Annotated in this window: 15 protein-coding genes; 13 read left to right on the top strand and 2 right to left on the bottom strand. The window is 62.9% G+C overall.

The genetic code is table 11. The annotated features are described in order from the left end of the window. The first annotated feature begins 9 nt into the window (after nt 1-9). The 3 genes from GFM02_RS05395 to GFM02_RS05385 are packed head-to-tail and all read left to right on the top strand — an operon-like array spanning nt 10 to nt 3,783. Nucleotides 10-291: a sarcosine oxidase subunit delta gene (locus GFM02_RS05395; RefSeq protein ID WP_168321033.1), complete on the top strand. Its 282-nt coding sequence runs from the start codon at nt 10-12 to the stop codon at nt 289-291. Beyond that, complete coding sequence (locus tag GFM02_RS05390) at nt 288-3,245, top strand: sarcosine oxidase subunit alpha family protein (protein WP_168321032.1); 2,958 nt, start codon at nt 288-290, stop codon at nt 3,243-3,245. Before GFM02_RS05395 ends, GFM02_RS05390 begins: the two co-directional genes overlap by 4 nt. Beyond that, nucleotides 3,238-3,783: a sarcosine oxidase subunit gamma gene (locus tag GFM02_RS05385; protein WP_168321031.1), complete on the top strand. Its 546-nt coding sequence runs from the start codon at nt 3,238-3,240 to the stop codon at nt 3,781-3,783. The genes GFM02_RS05390 and GFM02_RS05385 overlap by 8 nt, the downstream gene beginning before the upstream one ends. 83 nt (nt 3,784-3,866) lie before the next feature. On the opposite strand, the gene GFM02_RS05380 is transcribed toward GFM02_RS05385, so the two are convergent. Together GFM02_RS05380 and GFM02_RS35435 are read right to left on the bottom strand one after the other, a co-directional pair. Next, a complete protein-coding gene (locus tag GFM02_RS05380; RefSeq protein WP_246792069.1) occupies nt 3,867-5,009 on the bottom strand; it encodes a CpaF family protein in 1,143 nt (380 codons plus the stop codon). Continuing rightward, nucleotides 5,009-5,140 (bottom strand): hypothetical protein, encoded by a 132-nt coding sequence (locus GFM02_RS35435; protein WP_012763633.1) that lies wholly within the window; start codon nt 5,138-5,140, stop codon nt 5,009-5,011. The genes GFM02_RS05380 and GFM02_RS35435 overlap by 1 nt, the downstream gene beginning before the upstream one ends. A gap of 508 nt (nt 5,141-5,648) precedes the next feature. Between GFM02_RS35435 and GFM02_RS05375 the strand changes: the two genes are divergently transcribed. The 10 genes from GFM02_RS05375 (at nt 5,649) to GFM02_RS05330 (ending at nt 15,179) form a co-directional block, all read left to right on the top strand. After that, the gene (locus GFM02_RS05375) at nt 5,649-5,852 is read left to right on the top strand and encodes a hypothetical protein (protein WP_003548168.1); all 204 of its coding nucleotides are present in this window, start codon (nt 5,649-5,651) and stop codon (nt 5,850-5,852) included. 13 nt (nt 5,853-5,865) lie between these two features. After that, the gene (locus tag GFM02_RS05370; RefSeq protein ID WP_168321029.1) at nt 5,866-6,429 is read left to right on the top strand and encodes an A24 family peptidase; all 564 of its coding nucleotides are present in this window, start codon (nt 5,866-5,868) and stop codon (nt 6,427-6,429) included. Nucleotides 6,430-6,434: 5 nt separating this feature from the next. After that, complete coding sequence (locus GFM02_RS05365; protein ID WP_168321028.1) at nt 6,435-7,232, top strand: TadE/TadG family type IV pilus assembly protein; 798 nt, start codon at nt 6,435-6,437, stop codon at nt 7,230-7,232. After that, a complete protein-coding gene (locus GFM02_RS05360; protein ID WP_131708890.1) occupies nt 7,229-8,869 on the top strand; it encodes a TadE/TadG family type IV pilus assembly protein in 1,641 nt (546 codons plus the stop codon). Before GFM02_RS05365 ends, GFM02_RS05360 begins: the two co-directional genes overlap by 4 nt. Next, entirely contained in the window at nt 8,841-9,518 is a 678-nt protein-coding gene (locus GFM02_RS05355; RefSeq protein WP_168321027.1) for a TadE/TadG family type IV pilus assembly protein, read from the top strand. Before GFM02_RS05360 ends, GFM02_RS05355 begins: the two co-directional genes overlap by 29 nt. A 1-nt stretch (nt 9,519) precedes the next feature. Further along, on the top strand, nt 9,520-10,446 hold the full coding sequence (locus tag GFM02_RS05350) for a hypothetical protein (protein ID WP_168268125.1): 927 nt from the start codon (nt 9,520-9,522) through the stop codon (nt 10,444-10,446). Continuing rightward, on the top strand, nt 10,443-11,399 hold the full coding sequence (gene cpaB, locus GFM02_RS05345; RefSeq protein WP_168321026.1) for a Flp pilus assembly protein CpaB: 957 nt from the start codon (nt 10,443-10,445) through the stop codon (nt 11,397-11,399). Before GFM02_RS05350 ends, cpaB begins: the two co-directional genes overlap by 4 nt. Before the next feature lie 20 nt (nt 11,400-11,419). Further along, nucleotides 11,420-13,318: an ATPase, T2SS/T4P/T4SS family gene (locus GFM02_RS05340; RefSeq protein ID WP_168321025.1), complete on the top strand. Its 1,899-nt coding sequence runs from the start codon at nt 11,420-11,422 to the stop codon at nt 13,316-13,318. A 95-nt stretch (nt 13,319-13,413) separates the two neighbouring features. After that, the gene (locus GFM02_RS05335) at nt 13,414-14,277 is read left to right on the top strand and encodes a type II secretion system F family protein (protein ID WP_168321024.1); all 864 of its coding nucleotides are present in this window, start codon (nt 13,414-13,416) and stop codon (nt 14,275-14,277) included. Beyond that, a complete protein-coding gene (locus GFM02_RS05330; protein WP_168305096.1) occupies nt 14,274-15,179 on the top strand; it encodes a type II secretion system F family protein in 906 nt (301 codons plus the stop codon). Before GFM02_RS05335 ends, GFM02_RS05330 begins: the two co-directional genes overlap by 4 nt.

Genomic DNA, 15,179 nt, shown 5'->3' with positions numbered 1-15,179 from the left:
TTTTCGACGATGGCAAGCCTGATTTCCTGTCCCCATTGCGGCTCCCGACCCAAGGAGGAATTCTCGATCCGCGGCGATGCCGGCCTTGTCAGGCCGGCGCCGGATGCCGGTGCGGAGGCATGGTTCGATTATGTCTATCTGCGCGACAATCCGAGAGGCCGGCACAGCGAATATTGGCACCACTCTTCCGGATGCCGCCGCTGGCTGATCGTCGAACGCGATACCGTCACCCATGCGGTCCATGGCGTCAGGGATGCCGCCCTCTCCAAGCTCGGCGGAGAAACGGCATGACGAGCTTCCGTCTTTCCTCCGGCGGCCGCATCGATCGCACCACGACGCTCGGCTTCGCCTTCGACGGCCGGGCGCTCGTAGGCCATCCGGGCGACACACTCGCCTCGGCGCTGCTTGCCAACGGCGTCCAGCTTGTCGGCCGCAGCTTCAAATATCACCGGCCGCGCGGCATTCTGACGGCGGGGGCTGCCGAACCGAATGCGCTGGTGACGACAGGCAGCGGCGGGCGCACCGAACCGAATACGCGCGCAACGATGATCGAGCTTTACCAGGGGCTGACGGCAAAGAGCCAGAACCGCTGGCCTTCGCTTGGCTTCGATGTCGGCGCGGTCAACGGGCTGCTCTCGCCCTTCCTCAGCGCCGGTTTCTACTACAAGACCTTCATGTGGCCGGCGGCCCTCTGGGAAAAGCTCTACGAGCCGGTGATCCGCAAGGCGGCGGGCCTCGGCAGGGCCTCCTACGAGGCCGATCCCGATACCTACGAGAAATGCTGGGCGCATTGCGATCTGCTGGTGATCGGCGCCGGCCCTGCCGGTCTTGCCGCAGCGCTGACCGCCGGCCGCGCCGGTGCGCGCGTCATCCTCGCGGATGAGGGATCCGAACTCGGCGGCAGCCTGCTTTCCGACAGCGGCACCGTCGACGGCCAGCCGGCGGACGCGGTTCTCGGTGAGCTGCTTGCCGAACTGGCGAGCCTGGAGAATGTGCGCCGCCTGCCGCGCATGACGGTGTTCGGCTGGTACGACGACAATGTCTTCGGCGCGGTCGAACGGGTGCAGAAGCACGTGGCGATGCCCGACCCTGATCGTCCCGTCGAACGATTGTGGCGTATCGTCGCCCGCCAGGCCATCCTTGCGACGGGCGCCGAAGAGCGGCCGCTCGTCTTCGGCGGCAACGATATTCCCGGTGTGATGATGGCAGGCGCCATGCGCAGCTATCTCAACCGGCAGGCGGTAGCACCTGGCAGAAGCACGGTCATCTTCACCACCAACGACGCCGGATATCGCACCGCCGCCGATCTCGAGGCCGCCGGCCTCGCGGTCGCGGCGATCGTCGACAGCCGCGGGGATGGAGGCGGGAGTTGGCAGGGCAGCGCCGAGGTGCTGGAGGGCGCCAGGGTCATCGATGCGTTTGGCGGCAAGCGCCTGCGCGGCGTCACCGTCAAGACCGCAGACGGCACCAGCCGGATCGAAGCGGATGCGCTTGCCGTGTCGGGCGGCTGGAGCCCGATCATTCATCTTGCCTGCCATCGCGGCGCGAAGCCGCAATGGTCGCACGAGGTATCGGCGTTTCTGGCGCCCGCCCAGCAGGAAGGTCTTGCCGTTGCCGGCTCGGCTGCCGGCCTTGCGCAAACGGCGACCTGCCTCGGGGATGGTGCCGCAAAGGCAGCTGCCGCATTGAAGACGATCGGCTTCGCAGTGGCGGAACCGGCCTATGCGGCGGCCTCCGAGACGGCTGCACAGGCAAAGCCGCTCTGGTCGGTGAAGGGTTCGAAGGGCAAGGCCTTCGTCGATTACCAGAACGACGTGCATCTCAAAGATCTGGGCCTCGCTGTCCGCGAAGGCTACGGCCATGTCGAACTCGCCAAGCGTTACACGACATCAGGCATGGCGACCGACCAGGGCAAACTTTCCAACATCAATGCCATCGGCATCCTTGCCGAGGCGCGTGGCGTGTCACCTGCCGAAGTGGGAACGACAACGTTCCGGCCCTTCTATACGCCGGTTTCCTTCGGCGCCTTGACGGGGGCATCGCGCGGCAAACATTTCCAGCCGGCGCGCAAATCGCCGCTGCATGGCTGGGCTGAGAAGAACGGCGCGGTCTTCGTCGAAACCGGCCTCTGGTACCGTTCCGCCTGGTTCCCACGCGCCGGCGAGACGACATGGCGCGAAAGCGTCGACCGCGAGGTGCTGAACATCCGTAGGAATGCCGGCGTCTGCGATGTCTCGACCCTCGGCAAGATCGAAATCTTTGGCAAGGACGCCGCGACCTTCCTCGATCGCATCTATTGCAACGGCTTCGCCAAGCTCGCTCTGGGCAAGGCGCGTTACGGCATCATGCTGCGTGAGGACGGCTTCATCTATGATGACGGCACCACCAGTCGGTTCAGTGACGAGCATTTCTTCATGACGACGACGACGGCGCTGGCCGCCGGAGTGCTGACCCATCTCGAATTCTGCGCCCAGACGCTGTGGCCGGAACTCGACGTCTGCTTCGCCTCCTCGACCGATCAATGGGCGCAGATGGCCGTTGCCGGGCCGAAGTCGCGTTCCATCCTCTCGGAGATCGTCGACGAGGATCTGTCGGACGCGGCCTTCCCCTTCATGAGCGCCCGCAAGGTCTCCCTTTTCGGTGGCCGCCTCGAGGGCCGGCTCTTCCGGATCTCCTTCTCCGGCGAACTCGCCTATGAGCTCGCAGTACCGGCCGGATACGGCGAAGGCGTTGCCCATGCGGTCATGGCGGTGGGCGAGAAACATGGCATCTGCGCTTATGGCGCCGAAGCGCTCGGCGTCATGCGCATCGAAAAGGGTCATGTCACTCATGCCGAAATCAACGGCACGGTAACGCCAGGCGATCTCGGCTTCGGCCGCATGGTTTCGTCTACCAAGCCGGATTTCATCGGCAAGGCAATGCTGGCCCGCGAAGGGCTGCAGGATCCGGAACGGCCGCGCCTCGTCGGCGTCAAGCCGCTCGATCCGGCGACCGGTTTCCGCACCGGCTCGCATATTCTTGCCGACGGCGTTGCGGCGACGCTCGAAAATGACCTGGGCTACGTCACCTCAAGCGCCTTTTCGCCGGGGCTCGGCCATACGATCGGCCTGGCCCTCGTCAGGCGTGGGCCGGAGCGCATCGGTGAAAAGGTGACGGTCTGGAACGGCCTGCGCAACGAATTCACCGATGCGGTGCTCTGCCATCCCGTCTTCATCGATCCCGAAAACGAGAAGCTCCATGCGTGATCTTCCGCAACACAAACCGGTTCTTGCCGGGGCAGCATATAACGGCATCTCAGGGGCGAGCATCCGGCTGGAAGCCTTGCCGGAGGACCATCTCCTGCACGTGCTCGGCGCGATGGAGCCATCCGCGCTCGCCACGGAATTGGCGAAAGCCGGCTTTGCGAAAAGTTCGATCCGTAAGGCGGGCTTCCGGCAATGGTTCGTCGCCGGCGACGAGCCGCTCGTGCCCGCCAGCCTCGATGCTCTCGTGGCAGCTCTTGCGGGAAAGGCCTTCGTCATGGACCAGAGCGACGGGCGGGTGCGTATCGGCGTTTCCGGCCGCTCTTCGCGCGCACTTCTCTCAAGGGGCACCGCCGTCGATCTCGATCCTCCGGTCTTTCCGGAAGGCCATTCGGCCATGACGATGGTCGGTCATCTCTCGGTGCAGATCGTCCGCACCGGCGATGACAGCTTCGAACTCACGGTCCTGCGCAGCTTTGCCGAAAGCCTCTGGGACGATCTCGTGCATATGGCGGCGAGCGCTGAAAAGGATGGCGTCTGAGAGCATGATGCCGAAGAGTGTGAGCGGTTTTAGGATGGCATCATGCTCTAACTATATATTGTAGAACAGAATTTCGATCCTTTTCAAGCTGTATGCAGCGCGGTGGCACCGACCCATTCGGGGCGCTCGGCGCCTTGCAGCTCTTCCACCGCATCGGCGGCGAAGCTCGGTACGACACCGGTCCACAGCAGTGCGCCATCGGGGTTGGAATGGCCGTCGCCCTCGAGCTTGTAGATGCTTTCGACGATATATTGGCCGTCATTGTTCAGGCCCTTGATCTCGGAAATCTCGATCACCCGGCGCCGGCCGGTGCGCTTGAAACGGGCGATCTGCACGACGACGTCGACCGCCGAGGCGATCTGGGCGCGCAGCGGCCGCAGCGGCATGTCGATGTCGGACATCAGCGCCAGCGTCTCCAGCCGGTGCAGGGAGTCATAGGGCGTGTTCGCGTGTACCGTCGAAAGGCTGCCGCTGTGGCCTGATGTCATCGCCTGGATCATATCGAGCGCCTCGCCGCCGCGGCACTCGCCGACGATGACCCGATCGGGTCGCATGCGCAGCGACGAGCGGAAGAGGTCGCGGATGCTGGCGCCGCCGCGGCCGAAGCGGTCGGGCTTCGTCACCTCGAGATAGACCACGTGTTCCTTGCGGATCTGCAGTTCGGACGTATCCTCGATGACGATGATGCGCTCGTGGTCGGCGAAGGCTTCCGACAGCGCGTTCAGCATCGTCGTCTTGCCGGTGCCGGTGCCGCCGGAGATGATCACGTTCTTCTGCAGCCCGACGGCCGCCTGCAGCAGCGTCAGCGACTGGTCGGTCAGGCTGCCCTGGGTGACGAGATCGCGGATGCTGCGATGTTCTTTCAGAAAGCGGCGAATGGAAATGCAAAGCCCGGTGCGGGACGCGGGCGGCTGGATCATCTGCACGCGCGAACCATCCGGCAAACGCGCCTCGACGCTCGGCTCCTCCGGCGTCAGTCGCTTGCCTGAGAACTGCGCGATGCTGCGCGCGGCCGATTCCAGGTCCTCGCGACTGGCGAACCGCGTATCGGCGCGTTCGAGCTTGCCTCGCCTTTCGACGAAGATGTCGGACGTGCCGTTGATCAGGATTTCGGACACGCTCGGATCATCGAGGAGAAAACGGATCGGCCCGAGCAATTTGTCCAGCGCCCGGGTCAGGACCTGAAAAGTCGCCTGCTCGGCAGCGTCGTCGGAAACGGCCTTCATCAGAGTGGCATCCCGACCAGGACCGTGCTCATGCCGAACAGCGTCGCCATCATCTGAACCGCAGTCGGAAAGAACATCATCAATGGAATGAGGACCAATCCAAGTATTAAGATGCTGCTCATCGTTTCCATCGTTTTCTCTCCGGATCGACTGGCGGGCGATACCCACCATTTGACGAAAGCTTAATCCAGATCGCCAAACAACGCCATGGCCGGGCCCCGCGGAGGCAGTCATTATGATCGTCACACGCCGTTTCTTCTATCGCTTTGAAAGAATTGACCAATTATGGAGCAGTAGACGAGGCCTTGCAATGTTGACAAAAACTTCGGTCATGCACGTAAAACTACAGATTATTCAAGCGGTTAGTTGAAAAAATATGACGTCAACTGCGATTGTGCCGGCGATGCCTCCAAGACAATTGGAACCCTTCGTTTCGTTTGCTTGACGGAGGGCTGGCCTTGGGCGCACTCTTGGGTCTTAATGGTGTTGCTCAACAAACGTTGGCCGCCGGGGAAGATAAGCTGAAGCAGAAAATATCATTGGATCGAGCAACATGCTCGTTCGGATCGATAGCATATGCTTGGTTCATCTTCACCAGGGCTTCGAACCGAAACAAACCTGGGAATGAGGAGTAATCACATGTTTGGTAAACTCAAGACTCTCGCAATTGCACTTCACAAGGACGAACGCGGCGACATGGCCCAGATCGTCCTGGCCGTCGCCCTGATCGTCATTCCGCTGATGCTGATCCTGCTCGCATTCGGCAAACAGATCGGCGAATGGTTCAACGAAAAGAACACGGCGCTCTCGGATGCCGAGAGAATTCCTGAGCCGGGTCAATAAGCGGGTCGGGATCATGGATACGACCTATGATCTGACCCTAATGCCTGCGGCGGCGGCTCTTGCCGTCGCCTGCACCATGACCGCGGCGGTGCTCGACCATCGCCACGGTCATATCCCGAACGCCGTTACCTATCCCTGCCTGCTTGGCGGGTTCATGTTGGCGGCAGTCGGCGGCGGTCTCGCAGGAATAGGGCTTGCCTTCGCAGGCCTCCTTGCAGCCGGCCTGATCTTCATCATCGCCTTCGCAGCCGGAAGCTGCGGCGGCGGCGACGTCAAGCTGATGGCGGCGCTCGGCGCCATTCTCGGCCTCTGGCCCGCCATCGACGTCACCCTTGCCTCGCTGATGGCCGGCGGCGTGATCGCCGTTTTCTCCATGGCGCGGCGCGTTCAGTGGAGCGTACTGGCCCGAACGGTCGGACTGTTCGCGCTTCTCCTGCCTGCCGGTTTCCGCGATGCCGCTTCGGTGCTGAAGCCGCGCGAGACCCATCATACCGTCCGCTTCGGCGTTGCCGCTGCTCTCGGACTTCTCTGGTGCCTTTTCATGCCCGATTTCACCCCTCTTTCACTCGTGAGGTAACGGCAATGCGCGCGGAACTCGAACGCCCCATCTTCGACGGTGCCTTCTGGAGTTCGATCCTGCACTCGCGGACCTTCTGGGTCCCTCAGGATCACGGCGCGCTCCTCGGTACCTTTGCGATCGCCATGATGCTGCTCGCCTCGATGCTGCTGCTGCCGCGGCTTTCCGCCCGCCGGCGCCGGATATCGGAACTGCACGGCGACACCTCCGGCAGCACGACGATGATGGATTTCGTTCTCGTGACACCGGTCTTCGTCTTCTTCATGTTCGTGGTCTTCCAGTTCACGATCCTGGCCAAGAACCACCTCTTCACCCATTATGCCGCCTATGCGGCGGCGCGCAGCGCCCGTGTCTATTTCTGTCCGGCCCTGCCGATCACCATCCGCAGCCTGATTGATGCCAGGACCTGCGATGACGATGCTGCCGCCGGCAAGGCCGATCTTGCCGCCCGCCTGGCACTGATCCCGGCCGCACCCTACGACCAGCTGAAATGCGTCGGCGCCTGCCAGCCGCCGGAAGATGCGCTGAAAAGCCTTGCCGATGCCTCGGGCCTGTCGAAAAACTGGCGCGCGATGCGCAACCAGGCCCGCTACATGTTCGACCCGCAGAACGTCACCGTGACCGTCGATCGCGCGCCGATGGCGATCTATGCCGCCATCAACCGTTCGCCGCATGTGCCTGTTACCGCCAAGGTGGAAGCGCGCTTCCTGCTGCTCGAATATGCCGGCTGGGTCTTTGCCCGCGGCCAGAGGAAGGACGGCCGCTACTACACGATTTCGACGGCGGAGGTGAACCTGCTATGACCCCGACCCTTATCAAGCGCCTGCACCGCGACGAACGCGGCTTTCTGTCGCCGATCATTCTCTACATGACGATTGCGCTCGCCCTGATGATCGTCTGGATCCTGAATACCGGACAGATGATCTACGACAAGCAGCGCACGCAGGACACGGCCGACGCCGCAGCTCTCGTCCACGCCGACTGGGAAGCCCGCTATCTCAACATCATGGCGATGAACAACGTCGCCTCCTCGCAGGCAACCGTCGTCATGGCGACCTCGGTCGCCTTCCAGCTGACGACGGCGGAACTGGCCCTGCGCTCGGCCGCCATTCTGGCGAAACTCGCCCAATATTCCTTCACGGAAGGCTTCGGCCCGGCATCCCTTTTGCCGCCGATGCCGCCGATGCCCTATTGCCCGGGCTGGCAGAAGGTCCCGATCGTCGGCGGCATCATCTACGGTGCTTGCTTGGCGTTCCAGGGGGTCCGGGCGATAGGAGCCACCAAAGCGCTTGCATATGTGGGCATCGCTCAACACAAATATGATCCATGGGATCTCATCAATAAGTCCAGCGACATCATTGATGCCATGAACGATCTCAACGACTACCTCGTCGAGAGTTTTCCGCAGCGGGTCGGCAACGAAGCCCTGCATCTGGTGCGCCTGAACAAGTCGGATCATGTCGTCTTCCACCCGCCGTGCGAATCCTGCAACGACGCCGGAGAGGGCGCCGGCGGCAACCTGCCGGTCGATCGCGACGGCATCAATCCCGCTGCGGCCTATGCTGAAATGTGCCTCGCCATGACCTATGGCACCCAGGGGCAGGATCCGTTTCTCATGCGCGGCGAATTTGCCAATCGCGGCTTCCCCAACGGCAAGGGTCCGTTGACCGCAGGCGGCGTCGACGGCAGCCATATCCGCGACTGGGTCAACCACGAGAGCGGCATCGACGATGCTTTGGTGGACTTCTACATCTTTTATGAAGCCTTCGGCCCGGCCTATCTGAGCAAGGTCCCGTTCAAGGCAATCATCGAGCAATTTGGCGATCTCAGCTGGTGGCAGGAATTGCTGCTCGATGGCAGCTTCTATATCGCCGAGGAACTCTTCGGCATCGAGTTCGGCATCGTGAACCCCTTCCAGCTGCCTATCGACAAGCCACCGCGCTATTCCGACAAGCAGACAAAAGACGAGAACGATTTCACCCGCAAGTTCGACATGATCTGGAATCAGGTCTGCGGCCCAGCCGGTGGCGCGATTTCCGTGGCGGGTGCTCCCCTGCCCGTCATCTCCTTGCCGAAGCCTTACTGGCTGAAAGGACGCATACCGTTTAACTTCACGCCCTTCGGCGGCGAGCAGCTCGACGACTACCAGACGCTGGCGATCGTTTCGCGCGCCCCGCGCGCCAGGCTGCAGATCCGCATCTTCAAGGACAAGACACCGTCCGCCTATGCCTTGGCGCAGAGCTGGGTCCACAATTACACGGCCTTCGACCTCTACACCCAGGACTGGCTGGCATCGCTTGCCCCCGCGACACTCGCCGACGATATCGGCCAAGTTTCCAACACCATCAAGCAGAGCCCGGCGGCCGATAGCTTTACCGGCCTGACCCGCGTCTTCGACCGAGGAGGAGCCAATGCCTGGGCTGCCGTCAACACACACTGAGCCTATGAGCGGTCCTCCCGGCCGCGGGCTGCTGATGCGGCTGCACCGCGATAGGCGCGGTCTCGCCTCGATTGAATTCGTGCTCGCCGCGCCGGTCATCCTGCTGATCGTGATTTTCGTCATCCATGCGAACAAGATTTCCACCAAGAAGGTCGGAACCATGGTGGCGATGCGCAACGCCGCCTTCGCCGAAGCAAATGGGCTGGGCTGCACGTCGGATTTCTCGAACGCCTTCCCGATCCCGGCTTTGCCGGCACTGCCCGGACGCGACGCCATGAGCTGCTCGCGCGCACCTTCGCATGAAGGCGGCGGCGACCCTCAGCGCACCTTTGTTTGGGACGACGTACAGAATACCTTAAAGAACGGCCGCGATTTCGGCGATATGGTCGGCGACCTCGCCAATGAAAAGCCGCAGCTCGTCACCGCGACGGCCGACCGGGTCTACAAGTTCAGGGATTCCGACGATCTCGACACGATCAGGAGCCTCCGCTGGAAGGACGCGTTCACGGTGGATGACTCGACACTCTTTGCCTCCCACAACAACGATACCACGCGCCGAGGCTACGATCCGACCCTGCGCCGGGAAATCCGCGATGTGGCCAGCGATTCCGGCGATCTGTTCGACGGCGTCTTTCCGGGAGCGAAATAAGATGAGACGGGGCCCGCGCATCTCCTTTCGTTTTGCCAGCCATCTCGCCGCTTTGGTGCTCGTCATCGGGCTTGCCGCCGCCGCGGCCACACCTGTTCGAGCCGAGATCTACAAGGATTTGAGGGTGACGCTAAATTCGATGCTGGCCGGCATCCTTGGCGCGCCGGAACGGGCGCCGCGCGATCTCGTCATCAACGGCCAGCCGCTTGAATTCACGCCCTATCAGAGCGATCGCAGCATTTCCGATATCACCGACGAGTGGCTGCGGGTACTGGCCGTCAATACCCGGCCCGCCCTGCCGAAAAGCAACGACAAGGAAGAACTGACCGCCGTCATTGCCGCCAACATGCTGATCGTCCCGAAGACGAGCCGCATCCGCGACGATCTCGCCGTGGTGGTGCGATTCTTCGACGGCGACGGCGAGGCTGCCCTCGATTATCTCAGACGGCAGGACCCTGCAAATTCTTCGGCGAGAGCGCCCATCCCGGGCGTCACGATCATGATCCGCAGGCCGGCCGATGCGCCGATGACCGAGGTGCTGATGAGCCGCTTCGACGATGTTGCCTCGACGCTGCCGGCCTTTGCAGCACCTGCCGATGTCACCAAGCTGCCGCAGTCGCTGCGTCCGCCGGCCGGTGTCGAGGTGCTGAGCGATATCGGCGATCGCGACAAGGGCCACACGTCACGCACGGTCGTGTCGAAAGGCACGCTGTCGGCCGTGCGCTGGTCGGATCAGCGCGCCGATCTGCTTGCCCGCGATGGCTTCACCATCGAGACGCCGCCAGCGCAGCGCGGCGGGGTCACTGCCCTTTATGGCCGGCGCGGCAGCGTCGAGGCCAATGTTCTCTACACTCGCAGCAAAACCGACGGGCGGACCGTCGAGGTCATTCAAATCAGGCAACCCTTCGTAGGGGGAATAACACCATGAACTGGAAGCTCATCGCGGCTGTCATCGTCGGGCTCATCACCGGCGTTCTGCTCTATTTCTGGACCGAGAGCGTCAAGAACGAGCAGACAGCCTATGCCTTCATGCGGCTCCAGCCCGACAGGAAGGTCACGCGAGGACAGGCGATCACGCCCGACATGCTTGCCGAGCCGGTGATGCTGCCGGAAAGCTTCGGGGCGCTCGCCAAACTCGCGGTTCCGGCCGCCAGCGCCTATCAGGAATGGCTGAAGGACAGGACGGCGGCGAGCGATATTCCGGCCGGCTCGGTGCTGCTCTTCCAGTATTTCGACGATACCGACGGCGGACGCCTGACGACGATGATCGCGCCGGGTAAGCGGGCGCTGACCCTTCCCGTCAACGCGGCCGCGGCCGTCGGCCATTTCGTCGAACCAGGCAGCTATGTCGATATCATCGGCACGGTCGACGAACCGGTGGAGCCCGTGGCGCCGGCCGCAGCAGCCCAGCCGGGAACCCCTGGCCAGCCCGCTGCCGTGCCCGGTCAGCCTGCCGTCCCTGGTCAGGCGCCGGCCACAGCAGGACAGCCGCAGGCTCCAGCCCAGCCGCAGTCGCCGGTCGAGCAGATGCTGAAGAACTATCTCACCCAGTATCCAGGCGCCGACGAGAACGACGTCAACGCCTACCGCAAACAGGCGCAGGATTATAAACTCGGCATAAGCTCGCGCACCCGTGTCGTCACCCGCACCTTCCTGCAGAATGTCAAAGTGCTGGCCGTCGGGGCGGCGACGACGGCGGAGGGCGCGGTCACCAAGGCCAACAGCACCTACAACAATGTGACCGTCGAAGTGACGCCGTCGGAAGCTGAAATGCTGATTTTTGCCATGGGCCAGTCGAACGGCAGCCTGAACCTCGTGCTGCGCAATCCGGCCGACAATACCGTCGAGGACCTGCCGAGCATCAACTGGACGCGCATGTGACCGGCGCGGGGGAATGAGCCATGCTGTTGAAGATTTCCTATGAGGACGGCAGCGGTCGGGAAGTGATCCCGCTCTCGGCGAACGAGACCTATTTCGTCGGCGAAAGCAGCACGCTGACGCTGCCCGCCGGAGCGGGCGTCGTGCGCCTGCGCGGCAGCCACGTCTCTTCACCGCAATTCGTGCTGCGAAAGTCCGGCCAGGGCTGGTCGGTGCAGCATCACGGCCGCAACCCGACGCGCGTCGACGATCAGCCACTTCGGGCCGGCACGCCGGTTGCGGTCTCGGCCGGCATGTCGATCTGGGTGCCGAACGTCACGATCGAGCTCGTCGAGCCGGCAGCGGCCGCCGAAGCGGTCACGCAATTTCCCGACCAGGAACGCGTGCTCGCCCTGCAGATGGAAATCCACGAGCGCCTGCTGAAGGACACGCAATATGACCGGCTGGTGAAATCTTCCGATTTCGGCCGCGAGGACACGCGAAACCGAATCCGCGAGCGCCTCGACATGTTCATCAAGGAGGCGCTCGACGCTGCACCGCAGGATCTCGTCATCCTCGTCATCAAGAACGCCGTCTATCGGTGGCTGGCAAAACGCATTGCCCGCACGGGCCGGCGCGATGCCTCGTCGAATGCCGCAAGCCTGTCGCGCGAGGAGCAGGACAATCGCCGCCTCTTCGACGTCGGCAAGGCGCTGATTTCGGCCCTGCAGCTCAAGCTGAACTTCGAATCCACCCGCTCCGACTTCGCCCAGCTCGATACGCGGTTCAGCGCCGCCTTCCAGTCCCGGCAGGCTCTTTTCAACGCCGGCGACCGTTACGAGATCGCCCATATGCACCTGCGCTCCAATATCGAGGAGCTGATGTATCGCTGGGGGACGATCTCCGAGCTGATGGATCTCGACGTGATCTCGGAAATCATGGTGACGCGCTATGACGAGATCTACGTCGAAAAATTCGGTCTGCTGGAGCGCTATCCCTTCGCCTTCGCCAATGAACGGCAGCTGATGAAGGTGATCGAGCGCATCGCCGTCGATTCCAACCGCTCGATCAACGAGAGCGAGGCGATGGCCGACTTCCGCATGCCGGATGGTTCGCGTGTCAACGCCGTCATTCCGCCGTTGGCAGTCAAGGGCGCTTGCCTCACCATCCGCAAGTTCGGCGGCAAGTCGCGGCTCGACATCAGCAAGCTGGTCACCGCCGGCGCGCTCAGCGAGCCGATGCGCGCCTTCCTCGAGGCGGCCGTCCGCTCGCGCAAGAACATCGTTGTCTCAGGCGGCACGGGCTCCGGCAAGACGACGCTCTTGAACAGCCTGTCGCAATTCATCCCGGTCGGTGAGCGCGTCGTTGCCGTCGAGGACACGTCCGAACTGCAGCTCGACGGCATCCATGTCGTCTACCTGCAATCGCGGCCGAAGACGGCGGAATCCGAGACCAGCGTCACCATCCGCGATCTCGTGCGCAACGCGCTGCGCATGCGCCCCGACCGCATCATCGTCGGCGAGTGCCGTGGTGCGGAGGCGATCGACATGCTGCAGGCGATGAACACCGGCCATGCCGGCTCGATGACGACGGCGCATGCCAATACGCCGCAGGATATGATGACCCGCCTGGAGGTGATGGTGCTGCAGGGGCAGAGCTCGCTGCCTGTCATGGCGATCCGCCAGCAGATCGTTGCCGCCGTCGAGCTCGTCGTGCAGCTGAACCGCTTGGCGAACGGGCGGCGCGCCGTCACCGAAATATCGGAGGTGATCGGCATCGATCCGGATACCGGCCTGATCATCGTCGAGCCGATCTTCAATCTCGTCGGCCGCGCCGGCGGCCAGGCCGTGCATGCTTTCACCGGCTACCTGCCGAGCTTCGTCGCCGAGCTCGTCGAATTCAACGACGACGGCGAAATCGAAAAACTGGACATGTTCGTCTAGAGCGGTTCGAGAACCGCTCTAAGCTTTTGTTTTTACGCAATTCCGGACGGAAAACCGCTTCGCACTTTTCCTGGAATTGCTCTGAGGGGGAAGCCATGGATATCAGCATTCTGCAGATTTTTACGGTCGCCCTCGGCGCTATAACGGCGGGACTGCTCGTCTGGGGCGCGCCGGTGCGCTGGCCGGCGCCGCTGCTGCGCGCCACCGAACGTGACATTGCGCTCGCCAGTGAGGCGGCGCAGGTCTTCGGGCGCGATGCCGTTCCGCCCTATACGATGATCCTCGCCTACGGCATCACGGCGATCGTCGTCTTCATCGTGATCTCGCTGATCTTCGGGCCGATCTTCGGCTTCGTCATCGCAATCCCGGTCGCCATCTTCCTGCCCAAGGGCGTGATCCGCTATTATCTGCAGCGCCGCTGGCTGCAGATCGAATCGCAGCTTCCCTATGCCGTCGACCAGATCGTCTCGGCGGTGCGCACCGGCAAGCCGCTCGCCATCGCCGTCAATGCGGTGGCCGATACAGGCCAGATGCCGGCCTCGCGCGAGTTCGAGCGCATTGCCCGCGAACAGAAGCTCGGCATCGGCCTGGTCGAGGCGCTCGACCGCCACGGCCGCAACGTGCCGAGCCTGCACTTCAAGATGGTCGATGCGGCACTCGGTCTCTTTGCTCGCCAGGGCGGCGACATTTCCGAGCCGCTGACGGAAATGTCGAAATCCTTCAAGGAAATCTGGAAGCTCGATCAGAAGATCACAACCTCGTCGTCGCAGGCGCGCATGAACTTCCGCGTCGTCAACGGCGGCGCGCTGTTCATGATCCTGATGATCTTCTTCGGCCAGCCGGAACTGATCGACAAGGTGTTCGGCAACGCCATCGGCATCGTCATCGCGATCGTCGGCGCCATCCTCTATGCGACCGGTTTCTTCTGGATGCGCTCGATGATGAAGGTGTCGGTATGATGTCTCAGATACCCCTCGCCCCGATCGCCATCACCTTTGCCGGCATTACCGCTGCGCTATTCGTCTGGTGGATCGGCGATATGCTCGGCAGCATCCAGGTGGTGCGCCGGTCAGCAGGCGGCGATGGTCCGCCGCCGAACATTGTCGACAGCATCGGCATGCGCACGCCGGTCGAATTCGTGCTGACACATTTCGAGCCACTGCTGGCCGATTACGGTGCGCAGCTGGAGCAGAAGCTGATCTATGCCGGCCGGCCGTTCGGCGGCGTCACGGGGCGAGAATATATTGCGCTTCTCGTGGTTCTCAGCCTCTTCGGTTTCGTCGTGCTCGGTCTGCTGTTCGGCATTGCCAGCGGCAGCGTGATCGGCGGGCTTGTCGCCGGGCTGATCCTCGGCCTGATCCCCGCGATCTATTTCTGGGTCGTCGCCGATGACAAGGCGCAGGATCGCAAGGAACGCATCTCGCGCGAATTTCCCTACTTTCTCGATCTTGTCGTCATGACGCAGCAGGCGCAGGCGACGCTGCCGGAAAGCCTGAGGCTTTATGCCGAAGCGGCACCCGGCACTGTCATGAGCGAGGAGATCGAACAGACGCTGAAGGACGTGGCGCTCGGCACCGGCATGATCGAGGCGCTGCAGCGCCTGGAGGCCCGCATGACCGCCGAGGAGGTCATCCGCGTCATCCGCGCCGTGATCCAGGGGGAAGTCGAAGGCAGTAACCGCGTCGAACTGTTGCGCGAGCATGCGCGCGACCTGCGTTTCCGCCGCTGGGAAAAGGCCGACAGGGCCAGTGAAAAGCTGAAGGCCAAGATCGTCATGCCGGCGATGATGATCGTCGTATCGATCCTGCTTCTGGTGCTGGCGCCTGCAATTGTCGAGATGATGTCGAGTGGGATGTTCTGA

The sequence above is a fragment of the Rhizobium leguminosarum bv. viciae genome (assembly GCF_012276115.1).
GTDB classification, from domain to species: Bacteria; Pseudomonadota; Alphaproteobacteria; order Rhizobiales; family Rhizobiaceae; genus Rhizobium; species Rhizobium leguminosarum_T.
The sequence above is the reverse complement of the archived record's forward strand: the minus strand, read 5'-3'. Positions and strand labels throughout refer to the sequence as shown.